This window comes from Eikenella exigua, assembly GCF_008805035.1.
GTDB lineage: Bacteria > Pseudomonadota > Gammaproteobacteria > Burkholderiales > Neisseriaceae > Eikenella > Eikenella exigua.
On the sequence record NZ_CP038018.1, the window covers coordinates 944,951 to 970,256 of the forward strand.

At 56.3% G+C, this 25,306-nt stretch carries 24 protein-coding genes and 1 tRNA gene; 8 read left to right on the top strand and 17 right to left on the bottom strand.

Annotated elements, in window-relative coordinates:
* Positions 1–10 precede the first annotated feature (10 nt).
* Positions 11–628, bottom strand: a complete 618-nt coding sequence (gene lolA, locus EZJ17_RS04975) for an outer membrane lipoprotein periplasmic chaperone LolA (RefSeq protein ID WP_151086564.1) — start codon at positions 626–628, stop codon at positions 11–13.
* A gap of 331 nt (positions 629–959) precedes the next feature.
* On the opposite strand from lolA, the gene EZJ17_RS04980 reads away from it, so the two are divergent.
* The 3 genes from EZJ17_RS04980 to EZJ17_RS04990 all read left to right on the top strand — a co-directional run bounded on the left by EZJ17_RS04980 (position 960) and on the right by EZJ17_RS04990 (position 3,173).
* Entirely contained in the window at positions 960–1,607 is a 648-nt protein-coding gene (locus EZJ17_RS04980) for an HAD family hydrolase (protein ID WP_067438910.1), read from the top strand.
* Positions 1,608–1,833: 226 nt separating this feature from the next.
* Entirely contained in the window at positions 1,834–2,244 is a 411-nt protein-coding gene (locus EZJ17_RS04985) for a hypothetical protein (protein WP_067444809.1), read from the top strand.
* Between the two features lie 140 nt (positions 2,245–2,384).
* On the top strand, positions 2,385–3,173 hold the full coding sequence (locus tag EZJ17_RS04990; RefSeq protein WP_067444812.1) for a competence/damage-inducible protein A: 789 nt from the start codon (positions 2,385–2,387) through the stop codon (positions 3,171–3,173).
* Between the two features lie 309 nt (positions 3,174–3,482).
* Here the strand turns inward: EZJ17_RS04990 and ribD are convergent, their stop codons facing one another.
* The 5 genes from ribD to fabI form a co-directional block, all read right to left on the bottom strand.
* Positions 3,483–4,574: a bifunctional diaminohydroxyphosphoribosylaminopyrimidine deaminase/5-amino-6-(5-phosphoribosylamino)uracil reductase RibD gene (ribD, locus tag EZJ17_RS04995; RefSeq protein WP_067444815.1), complete on the bottom strand. Its 1,092-nt coding sequence runs from the start codon at positions 4,572–4,574 to the stop codon at positions 3,483–3,485.
* Between the two features lie 139 nt (positions 4,575–4,713).
* The gene (ruvB, locus tag EZJ17_RS05000) at positions 4,714–5,745 is read right to left on the bottom strand and encodes a Holliday junction branch migration DNA helicase RuvB (protein ID WP_067444816.1); all 1,032 of its coding nucleotides are present in this window, start codon (positions 5,743–5,745) and stop codon (positions 4,714–4,716) included.
* A 286-nt stretch (positions 5,746–6,031) separates the two neighbouring features.
* On the bottom strand, positions 6,032–6,247 hold the full coding sequence (locus EZJ17_RS10425) for a hypothetical protein (protein WP_197478842.1): 216 nt from the start codon (positions 6,245–6,247) through the stop codon (positions 6,032–6,034).
* Between the two features lie 12 nt (positions 6,248–6,259).
* Positions 6,260–7,888, bottom strand: coding sequence for a YdgA family protein (locus tag EZJ17_RS05010; protein WP_067438895.1), 1,629 nt, complete (start codon positions 7,886–7,888; stop codon positions 6,260–6,262).
* Positions 7,889–8,055: 167 nt separating this feature from the next.
* Positions 8,056–8,844: an enoyl-ACP reductase FabI gene (gene fabI, locus EZJ17_RS05015; RefSeq protein ID WP_067438892.1), complete on the bottom strand. Its 789-nt coding sequence runs from the start codon at positions 8,842–8,844 to the stop codon at positions 8,056–8,058.
* Positions 8,845–9,330: 486 nt separating this feature from the next.
* Here fabI and tldD point away from each other — a divergent pair, with 486 nt between their 5' ends.
* From tldD to bfr (EZJ17_RS05030), 3 genes are all read left to right on the top strand, one after another.
* Positions 9,331–10,749, top strand: coding sequence for a metalloprotease TldD (tldD, locus tag EZJ17_RS05020; RefSeq protein ID WP_369799474.1), 1,419 nt, complete (start codon positions 9,331–9,333; stop codon positions 10,747–10,749).
* Between the two features lie 568 nt (positions 10,750–11,317).
* Positions 11,318–11,782 (top strand): bacterioferritin, encoded by a 465-nt coding sequence (gene bfr, locus EZJ17_RS05025; protein ID WP_067438882.1) that lies wholly within the window; start codon positions 11,318–11,320, stop codon positions 11,780–11,782.
* Positions 11,783–11,799: 17 nt separating this feature from the next.
* A complete protein-coding gene (bfr, locus tag EZJ17_RS05030) occupies positions 11,800–12,273 on the top strand; it encodes a bacterioferritin (RefSeq protein ID WP_067438877.1) in 474 nt (157 codons plus the stop codon).
* Positions 12,274–12,512: 239 nt separating this feature from the next.
* Here the strand turns inward: bfr (EZJ17_RS05030) and EZJ17_RS05035 are convergent, their stop codons facing one another.
* The gene (locus tag EZJ17_RS05035; RefSeq protein ID WP_067444825.1) at positions 12,513–14,669 is read right to left on the bottom strand and encodes an AsmA family protein; all 2,157 of its coding nucleotides are present in this window, start codon (positions 14,667–14,669) and stop codon (positions 12,513–12,515) included.
* A gap of 239 nt (positions 14,670–14,908) precedes the next feature.
* On the opposite strand from EZJ17_RS05035, the gene queA reads away from it, so the two are divergent.
* Positions 14,909–15,940, top strand: a complete 1,032-nt coding sequence (gene queA / locus EZJ17_RS05040) for a tRNA preQ1(34) S-adenosylmethionine ribosyltransferase-isomerase QueA (protein ID WP_067439682.1) — start codon at positions 14,909–14,911, stop codon at positions 15,938–15,940.
* A 194-nt stretch (positions 15,941–16,134) separates the two neighbouring features.
* On the opposite strand, the gene rpiA is transcribed toward queA, so the two are convergent.
* The 4 genes from rpiA to EZJ17_RS05060 form a co-directional block, all read right to left on the bottom strand.
* Positions 16,135–16,803: a ribose-5-phosphate isomerase RpiA gene (gene rpiA, locus EZJ17_RS05045; protein WP_067438868.1), complete on the bottom strand. Its 669-nt coding sequence runs from the start codon at positions 16,801–16,803 to the stop codon at positions 16,135–16,137.
* Positions 16,804–16,987: 184 nt separating this feature from the next.
* Positions 16,988–17,470, bottom strand: coding sequence for a 2-C-methyl-D-erythritol 2,4-cyclodiphosphate synthase (gene ispF, locus EZJ17_RS05050; RefSeq protein WP_067438865.1), 483 nt, complete (start codon positions 17,468–17,470; stop codon positions 16,988–16,990).
* 67 nt (positions 17,471–17,537) lie between these two features.
* Positions 17,538–18,128 (bottom strand): GTP cyclohydrolase II, encoded by a 591-nt coding sequence (gene ribA / locus EZJ17_RS05055; protein ID WP_067438862.1) that lies wholly within the window; start codon positions 18,126–18,128, stop codon positions 17,538–17,540.
* A 57-nt stretch (positions 18,129–18,185) separates the two neighbouring features.
* The gene (locus tag EZJ17_RS05060; RefSeq protein ID WP_067444828.1) at positions 18,186–18,839 is read right to left on the bottom strand and encodes a GAF domain-containing protein; all 654 of its coding nucleotides are present in this window, start codon (positions 18,837–18,839) and stop codon (positions 18,186–18,188) included.
* Between the two features lie 157 nt (positions 18,840–18,996).
* Between EZJ17_RS05060 and EZJ17_RS05065 the strand changes: the two genes are divergently transcribed.
* On the top strand, positions 18,997–19,863 hold the full coding sequence (locus EZJ17_RS05065) for an ATP-binding protein (RefSeq protein WP_067438857.1): 867 nt from the start codon (positions 18,997–18,999) through the stop codon (positions 19,861–19,863).
* A 98-nt stretch (positions 19,864–19,961) separates the two neighbouring features.
* Here the strand turns inward: EZJ17_RS05065 and EZJ17_RS05070 are convergent, their stop codons facing one another.
* The 6 genes from EZJ17_RS05070 to EZJ17_RS05095 form a co-directional block, all read right to left on the bottom strand.
* Entirely contained in the window at positions 19,962–20,621 is a 660-nt protein-coding gene (locus tag EZJ17_RS05070; RefSeq protein ID WP_067438855.1) for an HAD family hydrolase, read from the bottom strand.
* Between the two features lie 4 nt (positions 20,622–20,625).
* Positions 20,626–21,285 carry a DnaA regulatory inactivator Hda gene (gene hda, locus EZJ17_RS05075; protein WP_067444831.1) on the bottom strand — a complete coding sequence of 220 codons (660 nt, stop codon included), beginning with the start codon at positions 21,283–21,285 and terminating at the stop codon, positions 20,626–20,628.
* A 57-nt stretch (positions 21,286–21,342) separates the two neighbouring features.
* Positions 21,343–22,749 carry a glutamate--tRNA ligase gene (gene gltX, locus EZJ17_RS05080; protein WP_067444834.1) on the bottom strand — a complete coding sequence of 469 codons (1,407 nt, stop codon included), beginning with the start codon at positions 22,747–22,749 and terminating at the stop codon, positions 21,343–21,345.
* A 217-nt stretch (positions 22,750–22,966) separates the two neighbouring features.
* Positions 22,967–24,121: a trans-sulfuration enzyme family protein gene (locus EZJ17_RS05085; RefSeq protein WP_067444837.1), complete on the bottom strand. Its 1,155-nt coding sequence runs from the start codon at positions 24,119–24,121 to the stop codon at positions 22,967–22,969.
* Between the two features lie 198 nt (positions 24,122–24,319).
* Positions 24,320–24,410: transfer RNA gene (locus EZJ17_RS05090), tRNA-Ser, on the bottom strand.
* A 57-nt stretch (positions 24,411–24,467) separates the two neighbouring features.
* Positions 24,468–25,160 carry a class I SAM-dependent methyltransferase gene (locus tag EZJ17_RS05095; protein WP_067438844.1) on the bottom strand — a complete coding sequence of 231 codons (693 nt, stop codon included), beginning with the start codon at positions 25,158–25,160 and terminating at the stop codon, positions 24,468–24,470.
* Between the last annotated feature and the right edge of the window lie 146 nt (positions 25,161–25,306).

The following is a 25,306-nucleotide window of genomic DNA, read 5'->3' on the forward strand; positions in this document are numbered from 1 at the left end:
TAAACTGCTCTTACTGCGTCAGCACATCCACACCCTGCGGCGGGGTAAAACGGAATTGGCTGCGGGAGAGGTTGGATCTGGTATTCAGATTGTTGAATTTGATAGTGGTTTGGTTGCCAAAACTGTCTTTTAGGCGCATTTCGGCCAGATCGTCACCTTTGAAGCCAAGGCGGATGTATTGGTAGCCGGCGTTGGAATGCTTTGGCGTGGCCAATACGTAGTCGATGCCGCCGGCGGAGCCATCTTCTTTTAGGGTGTAGCTGGCGGAGAGGGCGTCTTTATTGGAGAGGATGGCGGCGGGGCTGTCGCCGATGGCTTGGTTTTGCGCGGTTTTGGTGATTTGCGCCAAATCAATGTCGTAGAGCCAAATGTGGCTGCCGTCGCCTACGATGGTTTGTTTGTAGGGGCTGGTATATTCCCATTTGAAGAGGCCAGGACGTAGGATGCTGAAGCGGCCTTGGGCATTGCGGGTTTTGTTATGGCTTTGCACGCTTTGGCTGAAGCTGCCGCTGATGCCGTCGGTGTCGGCGTTGAATTTTTGCAGGGCTTCGATGCCGCCGGCCTGGGCGCTGCCGATGGCTATTGCCAAAACGGCTGCGGCAACAAGGCGGAAGGTTTGGTTTTTCATCATTTTTCCTTTGTGCGAATCAAAACGGAATACGGCGCATTGTACCAGCTTGGGCGTGGCGGGGCAGGGCGGTGGGAATTGTGAAGATAGCAGGGCAAAGGAATTTTTCCGCTGCGGCAAGGCATTAGGCAAAATAGGGTGGCGAATTTTTAACCGGATTTTATTCCTGCGCTATAATTCACGGCTGCGGTAAGCGGCGGAAAAGGTTGCGGTAGATGCAGCGAGCCGCAGACAATACAGATAACACGGTAAGGCAAGCCAACGCGGTAGCATCCTCATTTTAATTCACTATACTTTTCAGGTAGCCTCATCCGCCTTCTTGGAGAACCTTATGATTCAAGCTGTATTATTCGATTTAGACGGCACATTGGCAGACACTGCGCTGGATTTGGGCGGCGCGCTCAACCGCCTCTTGGCCAGAAACGGCCTACCCGCCGTACCGATGGCGCAAATCCGACCAGTGGCCAGCCATGGTGCCAACTATCTGATTAAGCTGGGCACGGGCATTGAAAAAAGCCACCCCGACCACTCGCGCTGGCGGCAGGAATACCTGGCTGAATACGAACACGGCTTTTGCGATGAAACCGTGTTGTTTGAAGGCATCAACCCCATGCTCGAGCAGCTCGCCCGCCGCCGCATTGCCTGGGGCATCATCACCAATAAGCCGCACCGTTTCACCAGCCTGCTCGTGCCCAAGCTGGGCTTTATCGCCCCGCCTGCCGTGGTGGTGAGCGGCGACACCTGCGCCGAGTCCAAACCCAGCACGCTGCCGATGCACCACGCCTGTCGGCAAATCGGCATTGCACCTAAGCGCTGCCTGTATGTGGGCGATGCCGAACGCGATATGGTGGCGGGCAAAAACGCCGGCATGGCCACAGCCTTGGCCAACTGGGGCTACATCGCCGAGAGCGACCAGGTGCACGAATGGCCGGCAGATGCACGGCTGGATGCGCCCGGGCAGATTTTGGATTTACTATAGCCGAGTAGCTTAACCTTTACCTAATGGAGAACGTCTTAATGAAAAAAATTAGCTTATTGCTGCCTATTTGCGCCACACTGGCCTTGAGTAGCTGCTTTATGTCGCAGAAATCGTAAATCATGCACCGCGAAGAGCTGTATAACGCACAAGACCAGGCTCAACTACGCATTTACGGCCAATACGGCCACGATGTGGTGCACATGATCCCGAACAGCAGCTGCGAACAATGGGCAGAAAACAAGGCCGACGCCGCCACACCAGATTTACTGGTGGCCTGCCGCGCCGCATCCGCAACCTTTCGGTGGGCATGCCTACCACTCAGCGCAGCAACACTGTGAATGCCGATACCGGCGTGGTGTTCCGCGAATCGTATAAAGAATTTGTTGTGCCCGCCAGCAAACCGCTGGTGCTCGATGGCGCGTTTCCCAGTAAAACCACCAGCCAGGTACACCGCTGTTACACCGCCAGCAGCCTCACCTCGCAGGCTGGCAAGAATTACGAAATACAGTATTCGCGCGGCGGGAACAGCTGCGATGTGGCTGTAGTGGAAATCCTGCCGCGAGCCGAAGGCGAAGTGCACCCCACCCGCCCTGCGCCCATCCTCCAGTATTACCCGATGCCGGGAATCAGCTATTAAGCAAAAAAATCTACCTGAAAGTGCAGGTTTCGGAGACGCTCAAGCAGCAATCCAATTTTCAGATAGCCTGTTATTTGCATAGAGGCTACCTGAAAGCATCAACCATAGCTTCAGGTAGCCTTCCTTCCCAAAGAAACCTCATGTCCTTTTCCCTTATCATCATCGGCGACGAAATCCTGCACAGCAGCCGCCAAGACAAACACTTTGCCTTTTTCAAACAGCTGCTCAAAGAGCGCGGCCTGCTGCTCGATTCCGTGCAATACCTGCCCGACAATCGCCAACTCCTCGTCCACCGGCTGCGCCAAAGCTTTGCCGAAGGCCTGCCCACCTTTGTTACCGGCGGCATCGGCAGCACGCCGGATGACCACACCCGCCAAGCTGCGGCCGAAGCCCTCGGTCTGCCGCTGGCGCTGCACCCGCAGGCCGCTGCCAACATCGAAGTCGTATCCCTCAAACACGGCGACAGCCTCGGCAGCATCGGCCACCAAATCCGCCTGCGCATGGCCGAATTCCCCCAAGGCAGCGGCCTGCTTCCCAATCCCTACAACAACATCGCTGGTTTTTCCATCCGCGAACACTACTTCCTGCCCGGCTTCCCCGTAATGGCACAGCCCATGGCAGCTTGGGTACTCGACGAATACTACGCCCATCTCCAACACCAAACCGAACGCCGCAGCGTCAGCGCTTGGATCGACTTGCCCGAATCCCGTATCAGCGCCCTGATGGCCGACATCGAACAGCACTACCCCGGCATCCGCAGCTTCAGCCTGCCTGCCACCCCCACCACCCAGCAGCGCTACCGCCTGCTGTTCGGCCTCAAAGCCGAAGGGGAAGCTTGTAGCCGGCTGGATGCAGCTTGGCAGACAGCCGAAGCCGGCTTGAAAAAGCAGGGCGCCACACAGATTGAGCTGGCGCCAGAAGACGTGTAAACAGAAAGAAATCGGTTTCAAGTAGCCTTCAGCATGATTGAGGCTACCTGGAATTTTTTATAACCAAAGCACTTCATACTGCTTTATCTCGCCTTGTTGTACTAGCTGTACTGTCTGCGGCTCATTGCTTTGCGTGAAACAATAATTATTTCATACATATATCCTAACCACGCTGTCAATCGGAATGTCGGATTCGAGGCCCTGGCTTACAGGAGCGGCAACATAAAGGCTACCTGAAGCTATTTTCTTCCTTAACTACGCCGGCGAGGAAATCTTATGGCAACAAATGGCGGCAAACATGCGGGCATTTCAACCCCGCCAATTTTGCAGCACCCATTTGATGTCGTCACCCAGCTGCTCGACGCTTATGGTGTGCCAATTGGACTCACAGCTGAGAGCGGCAGGGTTTTCAGGTAGCCTGAACAAGGTGGACGATTGCGTGCCGCCGAGCAGTTTGGGCGCTTGATAGCAGACGATTTCGTCCACCAAATCCTGCGCCAAAAATGCGCTGCCCAGTGTGGCTCCGGCTTCCAACATCAGCTCGCCGATGCCGCGCCCAGCCAAATCGGCCAGCACGGCATTCAGGCTGAGCCGGCCTTGGGCGTCAGCTTTCAAACGGCAGATTTCGGCGGCGGCGAGCGCGGGGCTGTCGGACAAGGTATAGATGAGCGTGGGAGCACTGCCATCGAGTAGATGGCTGCCGGCAGGCAGGCGCAGGCGGCTATCGAGCAGCACGCGCAGCGGGGGGCGCAGGGTGGGGAAATCGCGCACGGTGAGGCGCGGGTTGTCGGCCAGAGCGGTGCCGATGCCGGTGAGCACGGCACAGCTTTCGGCGCGTTGGATCTGCACATCGTGCCGAGCGGCGGCACCGGTAATCCATTGGCTTTGGCCGCCGGCGAGCGCGGTTTTGCCGTCGAGGCTGGCGGCGGTTTTCAGCTTCACAAACGGGCGACCGCGTTCGATGCGGGAGAGGAAGCCGCGGTTGAGCAGCCGCGCTTCGCGTTCCATCAGGCCGCAGGCTACCTGAATGCCGGCGGCTTCAAGCATGGCCAGCCCTTTGCCCGCCACCAGGGGATTGGGGTCTTGCATGGCGGCCACTACACGCCGCACGCCGGCGCGGATCAGGGCTTCGGCACAGGGCGGGGTGCGGCCATGGTGGGCACAGGGCTCAAGGGTAACGTAGGCGGTGGCGCCTTGCGCGGCGCTGCCGGCCTGGCGCAGGGCGTGCACTTCGGCATGCGGCTCACCGGCCTTGAGGTGGAAACCTTGGCCGACAATCTGCCCGCCCTGCGCAATCACGCAGCCGACACGCGGATTGGGCGAAGTGGAGAAACGGCCTTGCCAAGCAAGGGCAATGGCTTGCTGCATCAGGGCGTGGTCGGCGGGGGAGAATTGGGGCATTTTGAGTAAGGGGCGGATAGGGGAAACGGGGTAAATAAGGTTTTCAGGTAGCCTTTAAACGGCAAGAAAGGCTACCTGAAAACGAAGCAAAGCGGAGTTTCTGCGAAGCTAAAAAGATGCCGATAGTTTCAGCTAGCTTTCAAGGCTTAAACGGCAGGCCGAAGTGGCTGTAGCTGCGTTCGGTGGCCACGCGGCCGCGCGGGGTGCGCTGGAGGAAGCCTTGCTGAATGAGATATGGCTCGATTATGTCTTCGATGGTGTCGGGGCTTTCGCCGATGGCGGCGGCGATGTTGTCCAGGCCGACGGGGCCGCCGGCAAATTTATGCAGCACGGCTTCGAGAAATTTGCGATCCATCATGTCGAGGCCTTCGTTGTCCACATCGAGCATTTGCAAGGCGGCATCGGCCAGGGCGGCATCCACGCGGCCGTTGCTTTTCACTTCAGCGTAGTCGCGCACGCGGCGCAGTAGGCGGTTGGCAATGCGCGGGGTGCCGCGGCTGCGACGGGCGATTTCGAAGGCGCCGGTGTCGTCGAGGCTCATTTGCAGCAGGCCGGCGGAACGGGAAACGATGGTGGCAAGGTCGGCGCTACTGTAGAACTCGAGGCGGGAGACGATGCCGAAGCGGTCGCGCAGGGGATTGGTGAGCATACCGGCACGGGTGGTGGCACCAACGAGTGTGAAGGGGGGCAGGTCAATTTTCACGCTGCGGGCAGCGGGGCCTTCGCCGATCATGATGTCGAGCTGGTAGTCTTCGAGGGCGGGGTAGAGGATTTCTTCCACCACGGGGCTGAGGCGGTGGATTTCGTCGATAAAGAGCACGTCGTGCGGCTCGAGGTTGGTGAGCAGGGCGGCGAGGTCGCCGGCGCGTTCGAGCACGGGGCCGCTGGTTTGGCGCAGGTTGACGCCGAGCTCTTTGGCGATGATGTGGGCGAGGGTGGTTTTACCCAGGCCAGGCGGGCCGAACAGGAGGGTGTGGTCGAGGGCTTCGCCGCGCTTTTTGGCGGCTTGGATGAAGATGCCGAGCTGCTCTTTGGTTTTGGCCTGGCCAATGTAGTCGGCGAGGGTTTTGGGGCGCAGGGCGCGTTCGAGCTGCTCTTCCTGGCTGGAAATCTGGCGGGCGGTGATGAGGCGTTCGGGTTCGGCGGCGGTGAGGGAATCGGTGTGGAGCATGATGGGAAATGGGTTTCAGGTGGCCTTAGTGGTTTAATTTCATTGCGGTTTTGTTTTAGCTCCGCAAAAGCTCTGCTTTGGCTTCGCCAAAATATCACTTTCAGGTAGCCTGTTGGGCGAGGAAGGCTTCGATTAATCCGGGCTGGCGTTAACTGCTTCCCAGCCATTCCGGCAGCCATTCGGTGATGCATTCCATTTCGCCGGCATGGCGGATGAAGGTGCCGAGCTGGGGCTCGTCGATATATTCTTGCTGGCGGACGAGGACGAGCGGATCTTCGCTGCCGGGTTATTGCCGGGCAAAGGCGAGGGCTTCGGCATGGGTGGCGAAAGCATGGAAGTAGTCGTCGCCTTCATATAAATCGGAGACGCCGCGCTCGGGATGGCACCATACGCGGTATTCGAGCACGTAATCGCAAAAATAGCCACTGCCGGAATGGCAGTGGGCAGGGTAAATACCCACTTTTTCAGGATAGGTGGCGGGCGGGTAGGGGGATTGGCTCATTCTGTTGCTGGGCTAGGGGGCAGATGCGCCCTTCGGCGGGACGGAAGCAGCCGAGGCGGTGGCAGGCGCAGATGCCGGCGTGGCCGGGGTACTGGAATCGACGGGCAGGGAGCTGTCGGGCAACAGGTTTTCATCGGCCTGCGATTCGATGCGCTTGTCGTTCATGCTGAAGGTTTTGTTGCGCACGACGATATGGGTGCTCACGATTTGGTTGTCATCGATTTTCAGGTAGCCTTGCCGTGCCATGCTTTCGAGCACGCTGTCGAGCCACAGGCGCACGGCTTCTTTGATTTCGTGGTCGGCATCGGGCAGGGAGGGATCGACACTGATGTAGTTTTTGGCTTGGGAGACGGTGAGTCGTTCGATCACTTGCTGTGGTACGGCAATGTGGAAATCGGCATCGGTTTGGGCGAGCATTTTGTCAATGTCGTTCAAATCAGCGGTAGTGAGGTTGCTGAATTTGAGTTCGCCGTTGCCGCTGATCATGCCTTGCGGGGTGGTGAGGTCGAACTGTTTGAGCCGGATAACGGGATCGTTGGTGAAAAGGCCGGCGGCTTCGTTGCGCAGGCTGGCGAGCAGGGCTTCGCGCATTTGCTCGTCGCTGAGGCGCTGGGTGATGAGCTGGTCGCGGCGGGTTTTGAGCGCGGCGAGGCTTTCGGCATCGAGGTGTTCGGCGCTTACGTGGATGGCCAGCGGGCCGTAGTTGTCGCTGCCGTAGTTGAGCTTGGCGAAGCCAAATTTGCCTTCGGTGTTCACCCAGCGGCCGTCTTGATCCATGCGGGTTTCGATTTGCAGGTCGTTGAGGGTGATTTTGGCGGGCGGTACTTGGCCATAGGGGTTGATAAAGCTGCCGATTTGCAGGTCGGACACCATATTCAGCACATCGTTGAGGCGGATATCGTAGTTAATGCTGTCTTTCCACTCCACTTCCACCTGGCCGAGAGTGAGCTTGCTGCTGCCCAGGGCAAGGTTGTGGCTGCCTTCTCGGGTTTCGGTGTGCAGCTGGAGGTTTTTGTAGGAAACGCTGCCTTTGTCGGCCAGGGTAATGGTGAGGCCGGGGTTATTCAGGCTGCTTTGGTATTCAGTGAAGTATTTGGCGTAGTCGGTGCTGCCTTCGAGGCCTTGCCAGTTGATGGCGATGCCGGAGAGCTCTTGATATTTGAAGGCGGGAACCTGCCAAGTGAGGCGGCCGTTGCCGTTGAGTTGGATAACGTTACGCAGGCTGGCAGGGGCTTGGCTGCCAAAGAAGCGCTGCAGTATTTCGCGGCTTTCAGGCTGGAAAACGAATTCGGTGTCTACCACGGCGCGCACAGGCATGCTGCCGTTGGCAAACAGGCTGTGTTTGATGTTGCTCTCCAGCGTGATGGACTGGGTGAGGATGGTTTTGATGTTGTCGGGCAGTTTGTCTTGCAGCTGAGCCAGGAAGGTGGGTTTGAAACGCACCACGGTGGTTTCATGCGAACTGAACCAGCCGCGCTCGTAGCGGCGGGATTCGACTTGCAAGAAGGATGTGTGGCTTAGGATTTCATGCTGTTTGTTCAGGCTTTGTTCGGCTTTGATGCCGAGATAGTAAGGTGCGCCAAAAAACAGGGCGACCAGCAGCAGGACGAGGCCGGAGAACAGCCAAAGGAGTTTTTTCATGCAACAACCAAAATGCGTGATATTAGGAAAGTGCAAGGATAACACCAAAACGGGGCACTGTCTTGGTGCTGGGCAAGCAAGAGGCTGCCTGAAAACAGATTTTTACTTTCGTTAAAATTGTTTTCAGGTAGCCTGTGTGCCCTTAATGGGCTAAATCGGGCGGAAAATTAGGCACCAGTGCCGCTTAGGGCGTTGATGCTGTAGCCGCCGTCCACATAGGTGATTTCGCCGGTGATGCCGGAGGAGAGGTCGGAGAGCAGGAAAGCAGCAGTATTGCCTACTTCTTCGATGGTTACGTTGCGGCGCAACGGGTTTTGCGAAGCCACGTGGCTGAGCAGGCGGCCGAAATCGGCAATACCGGCAGCGGCCAGGGTTTTAATCGGGCCGGCGGAAATGCCGTTGCAGCGGATGCCTTCGGGGCCAACACAGGCGGCAGTGAAGCGGATAGCGGCTTCCAAGCTGGCTTTGGCCATGCCCATCACGTTGTAGTTGGGGATGGCACGCACGGCGCCCAGATAAGTGAGCGCGAGGATGGCGCTGTTGCGGTTGCGCATCATCGGGCGGGCGGCTTTGGCCAGCGCAGGTAGGCTGTAGGCGGAAACGTCGTGTGAAATTTCAAAGGCTTCACGGCTGATGCTGTCTAAGAAGTCGCCGCTGAGAGCCTCTTTGGGCGAGAAAGCGATGGCATGTACCAAGCCGTCGAGGCCGTCCCATTTTTTGCCCAGATCAGCAAATACTTGTTCGATTTCGGTGTCGTTCTGCACGTCGCAGCGGAATACCAAATCGGAGCCGAAATCGGCCGCCATTTTGCGCACACGCTCTTCCAGCTTGTCCACCACATAGGTAAACGCCAGCTCGGCGCCCTGTTCACTACAGGCTTTGGCGATGCCGTAGGCAATAGAACGCTCGGAAATCATGCCAGTAATCAGGATTTTTTTGCCTTGCAAAAAGCCCATTTTTTTCTTGTCCTCAGGGGAAATTGTCTGTATAAGCTGCTTGATTTTCAGGTAGCCTGCACCAAAATCGGGACATTATAGCTTAATTTAGGTTGGCAGAGTAAATCCAAAGCTGTTTTGCGAGAGTTGCGAACAGCCGAAACCCGCTGTTTTTTTGGCAGCGGGCTTCAACTTTTCGGTTTTGAATATTGGGATGTTAAACAATTGGTTTCGCTAGGCGCACTCCTGTAGAATTGGGTAGATATAGTCTGCTTTAGCCATGCCCCATGAGAAGGGGCATGGCTATTATACATAAGCGATAATTGTTATCAATAATATTTAGATAGGAAATATTTTTATCGATACTCATAAAATGTGATTTATTTTCGCAATTCTGCCAACAGACAAAATACGAGCTGCTACCCAACCGTTATATAATGCCGCCCGACTTTCGCTTTCAAATCTTTAAATGCCATGAACACAGTGCACTCCACCGTTTCCAAACAAATGCTGCATGCCAACCAACTGGGCACAGACGAAATCGCCCGCGCCTTATCTGCCATTTCCACCCACCAAGTGGACTATGCCGACATCTACTGCCAGCGCACCGCTTATGAAAGCTGGCATTTGGAAGAGGGCATGGTGAAATCCGGCAGTTTTCAGATTGACCAAGGCGTGGGCGTGCGGGCGGTATCGGGCGAGAAAACTGCGTTTGCCTATGCCGATAGCCTAAATCCGGCCATGTTGCGGCAGGCGGCAGAAGCGGTACGCACCATCGGTGCATCGGGGCAGGAGCGGCAGATTCAGCTGGCTGGTTCAGGTAGTCCACGGCAGGTTGCACTATATACGCCAGAAAACCCGATTCATGGCCTGGACTCCGCCGCCAAAGTGGCGCTGCTTAACCGTGTGGAACAGCTGGCTAAAGCTGCCGATCCACGGATTATACAAGTGATGGCTGGGCTAACTTGCGAACACGATTTAATCTATCTGGCGCGGTTAGACGGCATCACCGCTGCCGATATCCGTCCGCTGGTGCGCTTAAGCATCACCGTGGTGGCCAAGCAGGGCGAGCGGCGCGAAGTGGGCAGCTTCGGCGGCGGCGGGCGGCACGGACTGGATTATTTCAGCGAAGAGCGGCTGCGCAGTTATGTGGGGGCGGCGGTAAAACAGGCTTTGGTCAACCTGGAATCACGCCCTGCGCCCGCCGGCAACATGACCGTGGTGCTCGGTAGTGGCTGGCCGGGCGTGCTGCTGCACGAAGCCGTGGGGCACGGGCTGGAAGGTGATTTCAACCGCAAAGGCACCAGCGCGTTTGCCGGCCGTTTGGGCGAACGCGTGGCAGCCAAAGGCGTAACCGTGGTGGACCAAGGCAATATCGAGCTGCGGCGCGGCTCGCTCAATCTGGACGACGAAGGCAACGCCACCCGCCAAACCGTGCTGATTGAAGACGGCATCCTGGCCGGCTACCTGCAAGACGAAACCAACGCCCGGCTGATGGGCATGGCGGTAACCGGCAACGGCCGCCGCGAAAGCTACGCTGCCGCACCCATGCCGCGCATGACCAACACTTTCATGCAAAACGGCAACCGCGAGCCGGAAGAAATCATCGCCTCAATCGAAAAAGGCCTGTATGCCGTGAACTTCGGCGGTGGGCAGGTGGACATTACCAGCGGCAAATTTGTGTTCAGTGCCTCCGAAGCGTGGTGGGTGGAAAACGGCAAGCTGCAATACCCCGTGAAAGGCGCTACCATCATCGGCAGCGGGCCGGAAGTACTCAAACATGTGAGCATGATCGGCAATGATATGGCACTCGACAGTGGCATTGGCGTGTGCGGCAAAGAAGGGCAGAGCGTGCCCGTGGGCGTGGGGCAGCCCACGCTGCGTATCGATGCCGGCTTAACTGTCGGCGGCAGCGAAACCGCTTGATGGTTTAGAGGCAAAGGCTACCTGAAAGAGGTTTCAGGTAGCCTTTGTTGTATCTAGCTTTTGTATTGGTGGCACATCACCGCTTGGTATTGGCGATGTGTTGCGGTGTGGCTGATTAATCCAAGCTGCCAACCCAAAAGGCTACCTGAAAACTGTTTTCCTCGTAGGAGCTCTTTTTTCAGGTAGCCCTTGTTAGTACAGAAGGCAAGGTCAACAAATAGCCGGTTGCTTGCTGAAATAGCAATAGTTATCATACGCAAGATAATGTTTCTAATAGGATTCCTAAAAAACACACCATATAATGCAAAGAAAAGTAAATATTTTGCCCACTGATAATCATTGGCAAATTCAGCTGATTAAGCTAATCTGCTTAACCATTTTATTTTTCTGAAATTTCATACCACATGCCGAAAGGGAATCGCTTACTTTTCAGGATAATTATTCGCATTAATAAGCGCGATATGAGAATTTTCGCATTAAGCTGCGTATAATCCACCAAGTTGAAACGACAGCATATATTACTGCTGCCATTACACGTATCATTCTATTTATTCACAGGAGCAAAACAATGCAAGGCAACCAAGAAGTTATCGACTACATGAACCAACTTTTGGCCGGCGAGCTCGCCGCCCGCGACCAATATTTCATCCACTCCCGCATATACGACGAATGGGGATACACCAAGCTCTTCGCCCGCATCGGCCACGAAATGGAAGACGAAACCGAGCATGCTGCCGATTTCATCCGCCGTATCCTCATGATCGGCGGCACTCCGCAGATGGTGCCCGCTCCCGTGCGCATCGGCCGCAACGTGCGCGAAATGCTGCAATTCGATTTGGATACCGAATACGAAGTGCGTGAAAACCTCAAACGCGGCATCAAACTGTGCGAAGAAAAACAAGACTATGTAACCCGCGATTTGATGATCAACCAGCTCAAAGACACCGAAGAAGATCACGCCCACTGGCTCGAACAGCAGCTGCGCCTCATCGACTTGCTTGGCGAGCAGAATTATCTGCAAAGCCAGCTGTAATACGGAAAGGAAAACGCATGAAAGGCGATCGCGAAGTTATCCGCCAGCTCAATAAAAACCTGGGCATCCTGCTCATTACCATCAACCAGTATTTTCTGCATGCCCGCATCCTGAAAAACTGGGGTTTGGAAGAGCTGGGCGGTTATCTCCACAAACAATCCATCGCCGATATGAAAGCAGCCGATGCCCTGATTGAGCGTATCCTCCTGCTGGAAGGTCTGCCCAACCTGCAAGAGCTCGGCAAACTGCTGATTGGCGAAAACACCGAAGAAATCATCCAATGCGACCGGCAAAAAGAGCAAGACAAACACCAAGCACTGGTGGAAGCCATTGCCGTATGCGAAGAAAAGCAGGACTACGTTTCCCGTCAGCTTTTGGAAAAACAGAAAGACGAAAACGAAGAACGTCTCGACTGGCTGGAAACCCAGCTCGATCTGATGGAAAGTTTGGGTTTGCAAAACTACCTGCAACTCGGGGGGCAAGGGGATTAAAACACCAAGCCACTGCCAAACTAGGCAAGATCCTTTCCAAATAGCAACAGCCTGTGCGCTTCAGCAGCAGGCTGTTTTGTGCAATTCAATTCGCTTCAAGTAAAAGGCTACCTGGAAAATCGCGCCACAGGTTTTAACTTCGTTAAAGCTTATGCTTTCAGGTAGCCTTTGTTTGGCTGGTTGAGGCTACCTGAAAATTGTTGCCAACAAAGCAGGCGGCCTGGAGATACGCACGACAGCTATTGCTGTTGATTTTCAGGTAGTTTCTGTATCCACTGCCATTGCTGTTGCAGTACATCTTGCAGGGCACGTTGTTTTTGTTCGGGGCTTTGCAGGTTGCCAGTGATGCGTTGGTAGTCGAGGGCAAAGTTGGGGCGGCTGATGCTGCCATTGATTTTTAACGGCAGCCAGAGATCTTGGCCGACACTGGCGAGCACGGCGTAGTTGAGTGTGGTGGCTCGAATGTCGAAGCTGCCTTGGCCGCTGAGGTTGAGGCTGTCGCTTTGCAGGCTGAGGCTGGGCGTGGTGCCCATACCGTTTTCTACACTGGCTTCGATGCTGAAATGACGGAAGAGGGTGCTGCTTTCGGCGTTGTAGCGGATCAGGTTTTGGGCGGGCAGATTGTCGGGCTTATTGAGGAGTTTGCCAAGGTTGATGCCTTGCCAAGCACCGTTATCGAGCACGATTCTACCTTGCCCGGCAAGGGTGGTGTGCCATTCGCTGCGGTTGAGGCCTTCTGCACCAAGGCGGAAGGATGCGTTACCGCGCCCGCTGAGGTGGTTGAAGCGAAAGGCATCTTGCAGCAGGGGTTTGATTTGGATGTTGTTGAACCGGATGGCGGCCTCCCATTTGGGGCGGCTGCCGTGGTGCAACACGGCACTGCCTTCGGCATTGCCATCGTACATCTGCATTTTGATGGTTTGAGCTTCAAGTTTTTCAGCGTCTAGGTGCAGGGTGCTGTGGAAATTTTGGATTTGCAGGCCGGAGCCTTCAAGCATGCCGATATCGAGGGTAAGCCGAATTTGGCGGTGGTGCAGGGCTCGCGGCCAGTATTGCAGCCACAAAGGAGCTGCGGTGTTTTCGGCGGCAGGGGTAGGGCGTTTGGTTTCGAGATAGCTGCTGAGCGAAAGTTTACTCAGATTGAGAGCCGCTTCGATGTTGTGGCCTTGCTCGTTGAGGCTACCGGAAATTTTCAGGTAGCCTTCGTTGTTATCAAGGCTGCCTCGCAGCTCTGCTTTCCAGTTTTGGCTATTACCGGCGGCTTGACCATGCCATTGACCGGAGAGATAGGGCATGCTGCCGGGGGCGGCGTTGTGGCGGGTGCTGAGGTAGAGGTTGTCGATTTGAAAATGTCCGGGCTGTGCTTGGAGGCGGCCGTTGGCGCTGTAGCCGCTGCTGCCTTGCTCGTATTCCACTGCACCACTGAGTTGGAAACCAGCGATTGCTAAGGTTCGGTTTTGATAGGAAACTTTGTTGATGCTGCCGCTGCCGCTATGCCGCACGGTTCCAGCCGAGGATTGACCATTTTCTGAGTCGACGTTGAAGACAATGTGGGTTTCAGGCAAAACGACGCTGTCGGGGGAGAATTGCCAGTTGCGGGTATTGCCATCAATATTAAGCGACCAGGCAGGAACTTGGATACTGAGCCGGCCGTCTTTGGTATTGAGCCGACTTTGCTCGGCGGTATAGTCGGCATTGCCTTGCCAGGCGGCGGTGAAGGGCTGGCCGTTGGGCAGGAAGCCGGCAAGATTGGCTTGTAGTTGTTCAAAGTGGCTGCCGCTATAGGCGCCAGAGGCCTGTATCCTGTATTCCTGCGGGGCAAACAGGCTGGCAGAGAGGCTGAAGTTCTCATCGGCACGATCGATAAAGCCGGATACTTGACGCATGGTTTGTTTTTGTTCGCCGTATTGTAGGCGCAGGGAACAATCATCAAGTTCGATACGGCGCGGCAGGGTGCTGCTTGTTGCTTGATTAGCGGTGAATCCAGCCACTTCCCACTGCCCGCTTTCCAGCTGACGCGCGCTGATGCTGGCATGTTGTAGGGACAGGCTGTGGATAGACACATCGCCCCACAAGGCCGACCAACCGAAAGAAAGCCTCACGGATTCGGCATCCATCGTTTGACCGCTTTCCTGTGTGCGGCTTAATCCCACTTGGCGCAGCACCACATAAGGGTAGGGGAACCAGCCGCGTTCGATTTGGCGGCCGTCGAAATTCAGCTGCTGGCCTTGTGCGGCAAGCATTTGGTTGACGGTTTGGCGGATACGGGCTTCACTGAACAATCGGCTCAACCCGAATGATGCGCCTAGCCACAATGCCAACAAAACCAGGCCGAAAAGCAGCGCTTTCAGCCAGAGTTTGCTCCAAATTTTGCCGGAATACAGCTGTTTGCTCATCGAAATACCGTACGCAATAGGAAATCAAACGAAAGGTAGCTGCTTTATGCCCGTCTGGCAAGGGTTTTAGCCGATTTTTTCAGAGGTGGCGAAGGGTAATCTGAAAATAACGGTTTAAAACGCTTGCCGATTTTTTCAGGTAGCCTCTGCCGATATGAGGCTACCTGAAAATGCAACCCCCAAACACCCAAGCAAAATGGTTATATAATGCCCGCTTTTCTCCGCCTGCCTACCGCACCATGCAGCTTACCGATTTCGATTTTCACCTGCCCGAACACCTTATTGCCCAGCAGCCGCCCGAACAGCGCGGCAGCAGCCGACTGCTCGATGCCCGCCCCGGCCGATCCCTATGCGACCTCCTGTTTGCCGAGCTGCCCAACCTGCTCGAAGTCGGCGATCTGCTCGTTTTCAACAACACCAGAGTGATGAAAGCCCGCCTGTTCGGGCATAAAGCGAGCGGCGGGCGTATTGAAGCTTTGATTGAACGTGTATTGGACGAACACTGCGCCCTGGCGCACATCCGTTCCTCCAAGTCGCCCAAGCCCGGCAGCTTGTTAGAATTTGACGGCAGCATTCAGGCGCAAATGGAAGAACGCGAAGGCGAGCTTTTTAAGCTGCGGTTTTCAGGTAGCCTCAACGTATACCAAATCCTCGAACAAACCGGCCGCCTGCCACTGCCTCCCTATATCGAGCGCGCTGCCGACGCAGCCGATGACGAACGCTACCAAACCGTTTACGCCAAACACCAAGGTGCCGTTGCCGCACCCACCGCTGGCCTGCACTTCACCCCCGAATTGTTGGCAGGGCTGCAAGCAAAAGGCATCCGCCGTGCCGAAGTAACTCTGCATGTGGGCGCCGGCACCTTCCAGCCCGTGCGCAGCAAAAATATTGCCGAACACAAAATGCACAAAGAGTGGTACAGCATTCCTGCCGAAACCGTTGAAGCTATTGCGGAAACCAAAGCAAACGGCAAACGCGTATGGGCTGTCGGCACCACCTCCATGCGCAGCCTGGAAGCCGCCGCCCAAAGCGGCCATCTGCAAGCAGGCGAGGGCGATACCGATATTTTCATCACCCCGGGCTACCGTTTTCAGGTAGCCGACGGCCTGATTACCAACTTCCATCTGCCCAAATCCACCCTGCTGATGCTGGTGAGCGCCTTTTCCGGTGTCGAACACATCCGCGCCGCCTACCGCCATGCCATCGAGCAACAATACCGCTTTTTTAGCTACGGCGATGCCATGCTGCTCACCCGATCAGAAGCTTCCTAAAAACGCATTTATGGACAACCAAAGCAATAAACAAATACCGAAGCTATACACCAATATAATAATTTTACATAATATATATTATGTGAACTTTAATATTATTCATTTATCTCGGCCAAGGAATAGGTTTGCGCTCCAAACTGCAGGCTGCCATGTTCAGGTAGCCTGTGCCGCACGACCAGGCCAAACGGCTACAATCAGCCGCCGATTTTGATCACTTCCGCACCTTCTGCACGGCCGATAATCAGCACGTGGGCGGGATGGCGGGCGAACAGGCCGTTTTCGACGATGCCCGGGATACGGTTGAGTTCGTCTTCCAGTTTGAGCGGCTCGTTGATGGGCATATTGTGCACATCGATGATTTTGTGGCCGCTGTCGGTGGTGAAATTCAAGCGCAGCTGCGGGCTGCCGCCGTATTTGAGTAGCTGGCGCGACACCAGCGAGCGGGCGGCGGGGATGATTTCGATCGGCAGCGGGAATTTGCCCAGCCGGGAAACGTATTTGCTCTCGTCTACGATGCAAACGAATTTTTCGGCGGCGCTGGCCACGATTTTTTCGGCCAACAGCGCGCCGCCGCCGCCTTTAATCATTTGCAGGCTGTGGTTGACTTCGTCGGCGCCGTCGATATACACGGGCAGCTCGGTGGCTTCGGTGAGCGGCACTTCCGGAATGCCGTGTTGTTTCAAGAGCTCGCTGGTGGCTTTGGAGGTGGAAACAGCGCCTTTAATGCGGATGCCGCTATTGGCCAACTCTTCTATGAAGAAATTGACGGTGCTGCCGGTGCCGATGCCGATATAGGCGTTTTCAGGCACGAATTCGAGGGCTTTTTGGGCGGCGGTGCATTTGAGTTGGTCTTGAGCGGACATAGGATTCTCCTGTTAGCGGGATTGACGAGCTTAGCTTCGTTTCAGGTAGCCTTATTCTACTATGCGGCAGGGGTTTATAGTGGATTAAGTTTCAATCAGGGCAAAGCGGCATCGAGTAAGCAGAATATCCAGGATGCAGTTGATCTATCCGACAGAGTTATGTAGCTTCGCTGAAGCTTTGCTTTCAAGTAACCTTCTCCAGCAGCACCACGGCTTGGGCTTCGATGCCTTCCATGCGGCCGAGGTAGCCGAGTTTTTCGTTGGTTTTCCCTTTGATATTGACGCAGTTTTCAGCCAGCCCCAAGTCGGCAGCGATATTGGCGCGCATGGCGTCGATATAGGGGCGCAGTTTGGGCTGCTGGGCGATGATGGTGCTGTCCACGTTGATGGCACGCCAGCCTTGGGCTTGCACAGCGGCGTAGGCTTGGCGCAGCAGGGCGCGGCTGTCGGCGTCTTTATGTTCGGCGGCGGTGTCGGGGAAGTGGGTGCCGATATCGCCCAAGGCAGCGGCGCCAAGCAGGGCATCGGTGATGGCATGCAGCAAGGCGTCGGCGTCGGAGTGGCCGAACAGGCCTTTTTCAAAGGGGATGGTTACGCCGCCGAGGATGAGCGGGCGGCCGGGCACGAGCTGGTGGACGTCGTAGCCTTGTCCGATGCGGAGGGTCATGAGAGTTGCCTTTTGTGGGTAGATTTTGGGTTTCAGGTAGCCTTTGGGTGGGAGGCTACCTGAAAAATTAATTATCGATCAAATGGCCGAGTTTGGCGGCTTTGGTTTGCAGGTAGCCGGTGTTCTCGCGGTTTTGGCCCACCAAGAGCGGCACACGTTCGGTGATTTTAATGCCGCTCTGCTCCATCCTGCTGATTTTATCGGGATTATTGGTAAGCAGGCGGATGGAGTGGACGCCGAGGTGTTGGTAGATGGCTTGGGCCAGGCTAAAATCGCGGGCATCCACGGGCAAGCCGAGGGCGAGGTTGGCTTCTACAGTGTCGAGGCCTTGGTCTTGCAGCGCATAGGCGCGGATTTTATTGATGAGGCCGATGCCGCGCCCTTCTTGGCGCAGATACACAATCACGCCGCGCCCTTCGCGCTGCACGGCCTGCATGGCGGCTTGCAGCTGGGGGCCGCAGTCGCATTTTTGTGAAAACAGGGCGTCGCCGGTAAGGCATTCGGAGTGGATGCGGGAGAGTACGGGCTCGCCGTTGGCGATATCGCCCATGCTCAGGGCGATGTGTTCTTGGCCGCTGGGCTCTTCGAAACCGTGCATGGTGAAGATGCCGTATTCGGTGGGCAGACGGCAGGCGGCGATGAATTTTAGCGGGGTCATGGTGGTTACTTGTTGTGTTGTGTGTGGAATGGTTATTTTTAATTTTTCAGGTAGCCTTTATTCGGCGGCTTCTTCCGGTTGCAACAAGGCGGCGAGCGGTTCGGCCAGGGCGAGAGCCAGGCCGACCCAGATACTTTGGGCGGCTTCGTCGAAGGCGGCGGTGTGGCCATGCTCGAGATACACCACGCCGAGCACGCGGCCGTTTTCGGTGCATACCGGTACGGCCAGCTGGCTGCCGGGGCGGTGTCGGCTACCGGCGAGGTCGCCGTTTTGCAGCCATTGGGCAACATCATCTATTTGGTTCAGCCAGCCGGTTTGCACGCTGCGCGCGGCCAGGTGGGCGGTGTGCGCAGCTTCTAAGTCTTGCTCTACGGTGAGCAGCTTTTCCAACGGCTCGCCTTGCGCCACCAGGTGCAGCAGGTTACCTGGTGTGTGCAGCAGATACACGGCGGCGCTACGGCAGGGGCTAGCGGTATAGGCGGAATCAAGCGCCATAAAGATTTGGCGCAGCCGGGCGTGGTGCGCTTCGTTGCGCGGCAGATGCTGCTCCAATGCGCCGTCTGCACCGCGATACCACAGGATTTCCGGCTCAATCTCCGCCCTGCCCGCCGCCATCACGCTGCTGGCGGTAAGCATGGCTATCTGCACCGCCTCTGCCGGCAGTTTCAGGCCTTGGGTGCGCAGGTAGTCTTCAATCAATGCGGTGCTCATGGCGGCTTCCCTGAAAAATGGGCAATGATACTGCTAGAGCGGGCAAATGACAATTTCCATTGCCATAGCAATCGGCTATCACTGCCCTGCCCCTTGTGCCATGCCGACATTTTCAGGTAGCCTTCCTCCCTTTGATAACCGGCCACCAAACCCTATCATGAAACTCAAACCCTTCCTCACCCAGGCTGCCTCCGTGCTGCGCCGCCTCGACCAAATCCTGCCGCCCGAACAGCGCGAACCCGATTGGCAAGCCATCGCCTTCCGCTGGCAGAAACACGGCAACGGCGGCCTGCTCACCGCCCTGCCCCGACCGCACACTTTCCCGCTCGCCCGACTGTGTGCCATCAGCCCGCAAACCCAACGCCTGGTGCGCAACACCGAGCAATTCCTCGCCGGCCGCCCGGCCAACAACGCCCTGCTCACCGGCGCTCGCGGCACAGGCAAATCCTCGCTCATCAAAGCCCTGCTGCACGAATACGCCGAGCGCGGCCTGCGCCTGATTGAAGTGGACAAACACGACCTGGCCAGCCTGCCCGCCCTACTCGACTTGCTCGCCCCGCGAAGCGAAAAATTCATCGTTTTCTGCGACGATCTCTCCTTTGAAGATGGCGAAGACAGCTACAAAACCCTCAAAACCGCGCTGGATGGCGGCCTCTCCCGCCGCGCCGATAACGTGCTGGTGTATGCCACCTCCAACCGCCGCCACCTCATGCCCGAACACATGGCCGATAACCTCGCCCGCACCGGTGACCGCGGCGAAGTGCACCCGCAAGAAGCCGTGGAAGAAAAAGTCTCCCTCTCCGACCGCTTCGGCCTTTGGCTCAGCTTCTACCCTTTCAGCCAAGAAGACTACCTCGCCGCTGCCGAAAGCTGGCTGGCCGATGCCGGCCTGCCGCTGGACGACACCACCCGCCGCGCCGCCCTCCAATGGGCGCAGATGCGCGGCAGCCGCTCCGGCCGCACCGCCTACCAGTTCGCCTGCGACTGGACCGGCCGCCTGCCGCACGAACGGGAAGTGGATTAGCAGTTTGGAATAAATACAAATCAAAGGCTACCTGAAAACCTTGGCAACAGGATTTTCAGGTAGCCTTTTTTCATACTGCAGCTAAGCTATTGGCACTATTACACAAAATCCAATATCGGCCAGCCGCGCTGTGCGGCGGTGAGGGTGAGCACAGGGTCAGGATTAACGGCTACAGGCTGGTTTACCTGTTCCAAGAGCGGCAGGTCATTGCGGGAATCGCTGTAGAAATAAACTTTTTCGTAGTCGGCCTGGCTTTGGCCGCATTCGGCCAGCCATTGGTGCAGGCGGGTTACTTTGCCCTCTTGGAAGCTGGGCGTGCCCACTGCTCGGCCGGTGTAGTTGCCTTGAGCATCGGTTTCGAGGCTGATGCCGATGATGTTTTCAATGCCGAATTCGCGGGCGATGGGGGTGATGATGAATTCGTTGGTGGCGGAAATCATGAGCAAGGTGTCGCCCGCATCGCGGTGGCTGTCGACCAGCATTCTGGCCATTTGGGTGATGCTTGGGCGGATGCGCTGCATGAACTCGCGGTGTATTTCGTCCAGCTCGGCACGGCTGTATTCGGCCAACGGGCGAAGGACGAAGGTAAGATAGGCATCGAGATCGAGGCAGCCTTTGCGGTAGTCTTGGTCGAACGCTTGATGGCGCTGCATATCGGCATCGCTGAAGATGCCTTTTTCGTGCAGGAAATTGCTCCATTCGCTACTTGAGTCGCAGTTGATGAGGGTGTGATCGAGGTCGAAGATGGCAAGGTTCATTGGTTTAAATATCCTGTTGCAACAGTTGTTTGAGCAGGGGCAGCGTGATAGGGCGGTGGCTGGCGAGGGCGTGACGGTCGAGCGCGTCGAGCATGGCCATCAGGCTGCCGATGTCGCGTCGCCAATGGTGCAGCAGGTAGCGGAAAATATCGGGCGAAATGCGGATTTGGCGGCTGCGGGCGGCTTCGACCAAGGCGGCGATTTTTTCTTCGTCGCTGAGCGGTTTGATTTCATACACCAGGCAGTAGCCCATGCGGGTACGCAGGTCTTCGCGCACGGCTAAGCGCGGTGGCGGCACGCTGGCGCCAATCAGGAGCGCGCCCTGCCGGCTTTGGCGGATATGGTTGCAGAAATTAAACAATTCGGCTTGGCCGTCGGTATCGAGGCTGTCGATTTGGTCGAGGGCGAGATAGCAGCCTGCCGGCAGCATCTCGTTCAGCGGTTCGGCAACGGCATTCAGGTAGCGTGCGGGTAATCCGGCCGCTTCAGCCTGCGCCGCCCAGGCTTTGAGTAAATGGCTTTTGCCGGCGCCGGCCGGCCCCCACACATACACAAAAGGCTCGCGCTGCTCACGCAACACTTGCAACAGCTCGCGGTTGCCCTGGCCGAGAAAGGTATCGAAACTCGGCGGGGCAGCGGGAAAATCGAGGATGAGTTGATTCATGATGTGATGGAGGCTACCTGAAACAAGACAGCCGCTTTCAGGCAGCCTTTCGCAGGCTTAAGCCGATTCGCGGATACGGCGCAACACTTCTTCTTTGCCGATCAAGGCCAGCACGGCATCCACGCTCGGCGTTTTGGCGGTGCCGCACACGGCCAGGCGCAACGGCATACCGAGTTTGCCCATTTTGATGCCTTCAGCTTCGCAGAACGGAGGGAACAAAGCGTGGATGTTTTCTGCCGTCCAATCCTGTTCGGGCAGTTCGGCCAGTTTGGCGGCGAAACGCTGCATTCGGGCGGGAGCTTCGCCATCCCAATGTTTGGCCACATCGGCTTCCAACGGCACGGCTTTGCGGTAGAAATAGGCGCATTCGGCGGCCAGTGCATTCAAATCGTGGGCACGATCTTTTACCAGTGCCAACACGTCTTCCAGCTTGGGGCTACCTGAAACTACAACACCTTGTTTTTCCAAGCGCGGCAGCACCAGTTTGGCCAGTTCGGCGTTGCCTGTGGCTTTGATGTGTTCAGCGTTGATCCAATACAGTTTTTTTGCATCCATGCGGCTGGCGGAGGAAGAAACGTGTTCCAGCTCAAACCATTGCACGAACTGCTCCATATTGAAAAACTCGTCGTCGCCGTGCGCCCAGCCCAAGCGGGCGAGGTAGTTGAGCAGGGCCCCGGGCAGAATGCCCAGGTCTTCGTATTCGGTAATCGCCACGGTGTCGCCGCTGCGCTTGGAAATTTTCTTGCCCTGCTCGTTCAGGATCATAGGCAAGTGGGCATATTCGGGCGGGGTGGCGCCGAGGGCTTTGAAAATGTTGATTTGTTTCGGTGTGTTGTTCACATGGTCGTCGCCACGGATGACGTGGGTGATACCCATGTCCATATCGTCGGCCACCACGCAGAAGTTGTAGGTGGGCGTGCCGTCGGCGCGGGCGATGATGAGGTCGTCGAGCGCAGCATTGGGGATGCTGATTTCGCCTTTTACCAAATCATTCCAGCGGGTTACGCCGTCGGTCGGCATTTTGAAGCGAACAACGGGCTCTACCCCTGCGGGAATCTCTGGCAACGTTTTACCGGCTTCCGGTCGCCAGCGGCGGTCGTAAGTGGCCGTGCCTTCGCGCTCGGCTTTTTCACGCATTTGTTCCAATTCTTCTTTGCTGCAATAGCAGTGGTAGGCATGGCCGGAATCCAGCAGTTGTTGGATTAACTCTTTATAACGTGGGAAGTTTTGGGTTTGGTAAACGATATTATCGGCATTGTCGGCGTGCAGGCCTACCCATTGCATGCCGTTGAGGATGATTTGCACGGATTCGGCGGTGGAGCGTTCCAAATCGGTGTCTTCGATGCGCAGCAGGAATTCGCCGCCGTGATGTCTGGCAAATGCCCATGAATACAGCGCGGTGCGCACGCCGCCGATATGCAGGTAGCCGGTGGGGCTGGGGGCGAAACGGGTTTTAACGGTCATAATATTGGCTTTCGGAATGAGTATAGATAGAGGATTAACCGGTTTTCGATGCCAGGCAAGCTGATGCCATGGCAAAACGCAGTGAATCCGCTATTGAGAAAGGGCGTATTGTAGCGGATTGGGCTGGATTCGGGGAATGTGGCCGCAGATAAAAGGCTACCTGAAATGCCATGCAGCACAATTTTCAGGTAGCCTGTTTGCCATTCTGGCAGGCGCGTTACAGCGTGGTGTTCAATGCAGTATCGATGTCGCGCCAAATGTCTTCAATATCCTCAATGCCCACGGAGAAGCGCAGCAGGCCTTCGCGGATGCCGAGTTTCTCTTTCACCGCCGGGCTCATGCCGCTGTGCGACTGGCTGAAGGAATGGTTCACCAGGCTTTCCACGCCGCCGAGGCTGGCGGCCATGTGCAGTAGTTTGAGGTTGCGGATAACGGAATCGGCAGCGGCTTGGCTATCTTTCTTCAAATATACCGACACCACGCCGCCGAAGCCGCGCATTTGGCGCTTGGCTAATTCGTGGTGCTCATGGCTGGGCAGGCCGGGATAGAACACTTTGTCCACGGCGGGGTGTTGTTCCAAGCGACGGGCGAGCTCGGCGGCGTTGGCCAGATGCTGTTTCATGCGCACGGAGAGGGTTTTGATGCCGCGCAACACAAGGGCGCAATCCATTGGCCCGGCAATGCCGCCGGTGTTTATCAAGGTGCTTTGCAGGCGTTTGGCCAGGGCTTCTTCCTTAGCCACCACAATACCCATCAACACATCGGAATGGCCACAGAGGTATTTGGTGGCGGAGTGAAACACGATGTCGCAGCCCATATCGAGCGGGTTTTGCAGATAGGGGGTGGCGAAGGTATTATCGATACCCACCACGGCGCCGGCGGCTTTGGCTTTTTGTGCCAATAAAGAGATGTCTACCAGTCGCAGAAGCGGGTTGCTGGGGCTTTCGAGCCAAACGAGTTTCACTTTGTATTCGGCCAGAAGTTTGTCTAAATTTTCAGGTAGCGTGAGGTCGGCGAAAATCACGTTTATGCCCCATTGGGCATACACTTCAGTGAGCAGGTCGTAGGCACCGCCGTAGATATCGGCCACGGCTACGATAGTGTCGCCGGGGCGCAATACGGTACGGAACACGGCATCAATGCCGGCCATACCGCTACCGAAGGCGAAGCCGGCACAACCATGTTCTAACTCAGCCACGGTGTCTTCTAAAATTTTGCGCGTAGGATTACCCATACGCGAATAGCGGTATGGAATATCTTCGCCAATGGTGTGTACAGCGAACATGCTATTTTGGTAGATAGGTGGCATCACGGCACGGTTGTGCTCGTCCGGATTGTAGCTACTGTGGATAACTTCGGTATCAAAATGCATAGGATTCTCCTTTCAGATTGCCTTTACGGCCGCTGGTGGACAGTACAGCTATAGCAAAATTCCCATAACTGCTACACAGCAAAACAGATTGACAACGTAGGCAGCGAAGGACTTTAGCTACAGATACAAAAACAGCCGAGCAGTGTGGCTGGCTGTTTTTTCTTGGATTTGCAAAGCGCGTACTCTACAAAAATGTTCTGGCGGAAAGGAAGGGATTCGAACCCTCGATACGCTATTCACGTATACACGCTTTCCAGGCGTGCGACTTCAACCACTCATCCACCTTTCCAAGGTAATTCACGTAATTATACTAAAATGCCCACAGCAACGCAACCATTTTCTCCCCCTATCCCTGCCGACAATTTCCCGGCAGCAGCGAAAACCCTTCGCTCCGCAGTTGGCCGGCCTTTTCGCGCAGCGGGGTAAGCGGATACACTGTTTTCACTGCCACCAAACCATAAGCCGCGGCAGCTGCCGGCCACCAGCGGTTACCCGCCAACTCCATAAACCGCCACCGCTGCAACGCCCGACTGCTTTTCCACGGCGGCACATACGCCATAAACCGCCCTGTATCCGGCCTGAAGCCGGCCTCAGCCAGCATCCGCCGCACTTTCGGCAGCGGCAGCGCATGGGCGCGCAGGCCGAGTTGTTTTTCAGGTAGCCCGAAGCGCCACAGCGAATACGGATTAAACCCGCTGAGCACCAAACTGCCGTTGGGCACCAATATGCGGAAGCACTCCCGCAGCAATTCTTCCGGCTGCGCACACAATTCCAAACCATGCGGCAACAGCAAGGTCTGCACGCTACCCGACAACAGCGGCAGTTGTGGCAGTGCACACACCACGTCTGCCTGCGCCCTACCCCGCCCCAGCCGCAACACCTGATGCGGCCAGCAATCCCAGTTGCAGAGCGAGGTGGTCACGGTAACACCATATAAATTATCCGTATGCATGGCAAAAAACGCCTGCTCCGCCATTTTCAGGTAGCCCCCTGTAGCAGTGTTATCCAGCCATTCGGCCAACCTGTTTTCTTCTATCATGCCGCCTCCTCATTCTTCTGGCCATCATACCTATCAAACAAAATTTTGCAAAACACAGCACAAAGAAACCTGCCGAAAATGAGAGTTCGGGTGCACTCTCGTGTTATTATTTTATCTCTACGCATGCCGTGCCGGCAAAACGTTCA

Excerpts from the sequence above, each read along its gene's own strand:
- EZJ17_RS05065 (WP_067438857.1), top strand. The coding sequence starts at position 18,997 with ATGAAACTCAAACCCTTCCTCACCCAGGCTGCCTCCGTGCTGCGCCGC.
- bfr (WP_067438882.1), top strand. The coding sequence starts at position 11,318 with ATGCAAGGCAACCAAGAAGTTATCGACTACATGAACCAACTTTTGGCC.
- rpiA (WP_067438868.1), bottom strand. The coding sequence starts at position 16,803 with ATGTCCGCTCAAGACCAACTCAAATGCACCGCCGCCCAAAAAGCCCTC.
- EZJ17_RS05070 (WP_067438855.1), bottom strand. The coding sequence starts at position 20,621 with ATGAACCTTGCCATCTTCGACCTCGATCACACCCTCATCAACTGCGAC.
- queA (WP_067439682.1), top strand. The coding sequence starts at position 14,909 with ATGCAGCTTACCGATTTCGATTTTCACCTGCCCGAACACCTTATTGCC.
- tldD (WP_369799474.1), top strand. The coding sequence starts at position 9,331 with ATGCTGCATGCCAACCAACTGGGCACAGACGAAATCGCCCGCGCCTTA.
- fabI (WP_067438892.1), bottom strand. The coding sequence starts at position 8,844 with ATGGGCTTTTTGCAAGGCAAAAAAATCCTGATTACTGGCATGATTTCC.
- lolA (WP_151086564.1), bottom strand. The coding sequence starts at position 628 with ATGAAAAACCAAACCTTCCGCCTTGTTGCCGCAGCCGTTTTGGCAATA.
- EZJ17_RS04985 (WP_067444809.1), top strand. The coding sequence starts at position 1,834 with ATGGGCAGAAAACAAGGCCGACGCCGCCACACCAGATTTACTGGTGGC.
- ruvB (WP_067444816.1), bottom strand. The coding sequence starts at position 5,745 with ATGCTCCACACCGATTCCCTCACCGCCGCCGAACCCGAACGCCTCATC.
- ribD (WP_067444815.1), bottom strand. The coding sequence starts at position 4,574 with ATGCCCCAATTCTCCCCCGCCGACCACGCCCTGATGCAGCAAGCCATT.
- hda (WP_067444831.1), bottom strand. The coding sequence starts at position 21,285 with ATGAATCAACTCATCCTCGATTTTCCCGCTGCCCCGCCGAGTTTCGAT.
- ispF (WP_067438865.1), bottom strand. The coding sequence starts at position 17,470 with ATGACCCTCCGCATCGGACAAGGCTACGACGTCCACCAGCTCGTGCCC.
- bfr (WP_067438877.1), top strand. The coding sequence starts at position 11,800 with ATGAAAGGCGATCGCGAAGTTATCCGCCAGCTCAATAAAAACCTGGGC.
- EZJ17_RS04980 (WP_067438910.1), top strand. The coding sequence starts at position 960 with ATGATTCAAGCTGTATTATTCGATTTAGACGGCACATTGGCAGACACT.
- EZJ17_RS05095 (WP_067438844.1), bottom strand. The coding sequence starts at position 25,160 with ATGATAGAAGAAAACAGGTTGGCCGAATGGCTGGATAACACTGCTACA.
- gltX (WP_067444834.1), bottom strand. The coding sequence starts at position 22,749 with ATGACCGTTAAAACCCGTTTCGCCCCCAGCCCCACCGGCTACCTGCAT.
- EZJ17_RS05060 (WP_067444828.1), bottom strand. The coding sequence starts at position 18,839 with ATGAGCACCGCATTGATTGAAGACTACCTGCGCACCCAAGGCCTGAAA.
- EZJ17_RS10425 (WP_197478842.1), bottom strand. The coding sequence starts at position 6,247 with ATGAGCCAATCCCCCTACCCGCCCGCCACCTATCCTGAAAAAGTGGGT.
- EZJ17_RS05010 (WP_067438895.1), bottom strand. The coding sequence starts at position 7,888 with ATGAAAAAACTCCTTTGGCTGTTCTCCGGCCTCGTCCTGCTGCTGGTC.
- EZJ17_RS05035 (WP_067444825.1), bottom strand. The coding sequence starts at position 14,669 with ATGAGCAAACAGCTGTATTCCGGCAAAATTTGGAGCAAACTCTGGCTG.
- ribA (WP_067438862.1), bottom strand. The coding sequence starts at position 18,128 with ATGACCCCGCTAAAATTCATCGCCGCCTGCCGTCTGCCCACCGAATAC.
- EZJ17_RS04990 (WP_067444812.1), top strand. The coding sequence starts at position 2,385 with ATGTCCTTTTCCCTTATCATCATCGGCGACGAAATCCTGCACAGCAGC.
- EZJ17_RS05085 (WP_067444837.1), bottom strand. The coding sequence starts at position 24,121 with ATGCATTTTGATACCGAAGTTATCCACAGTAGCTACAATCCGGACGAG.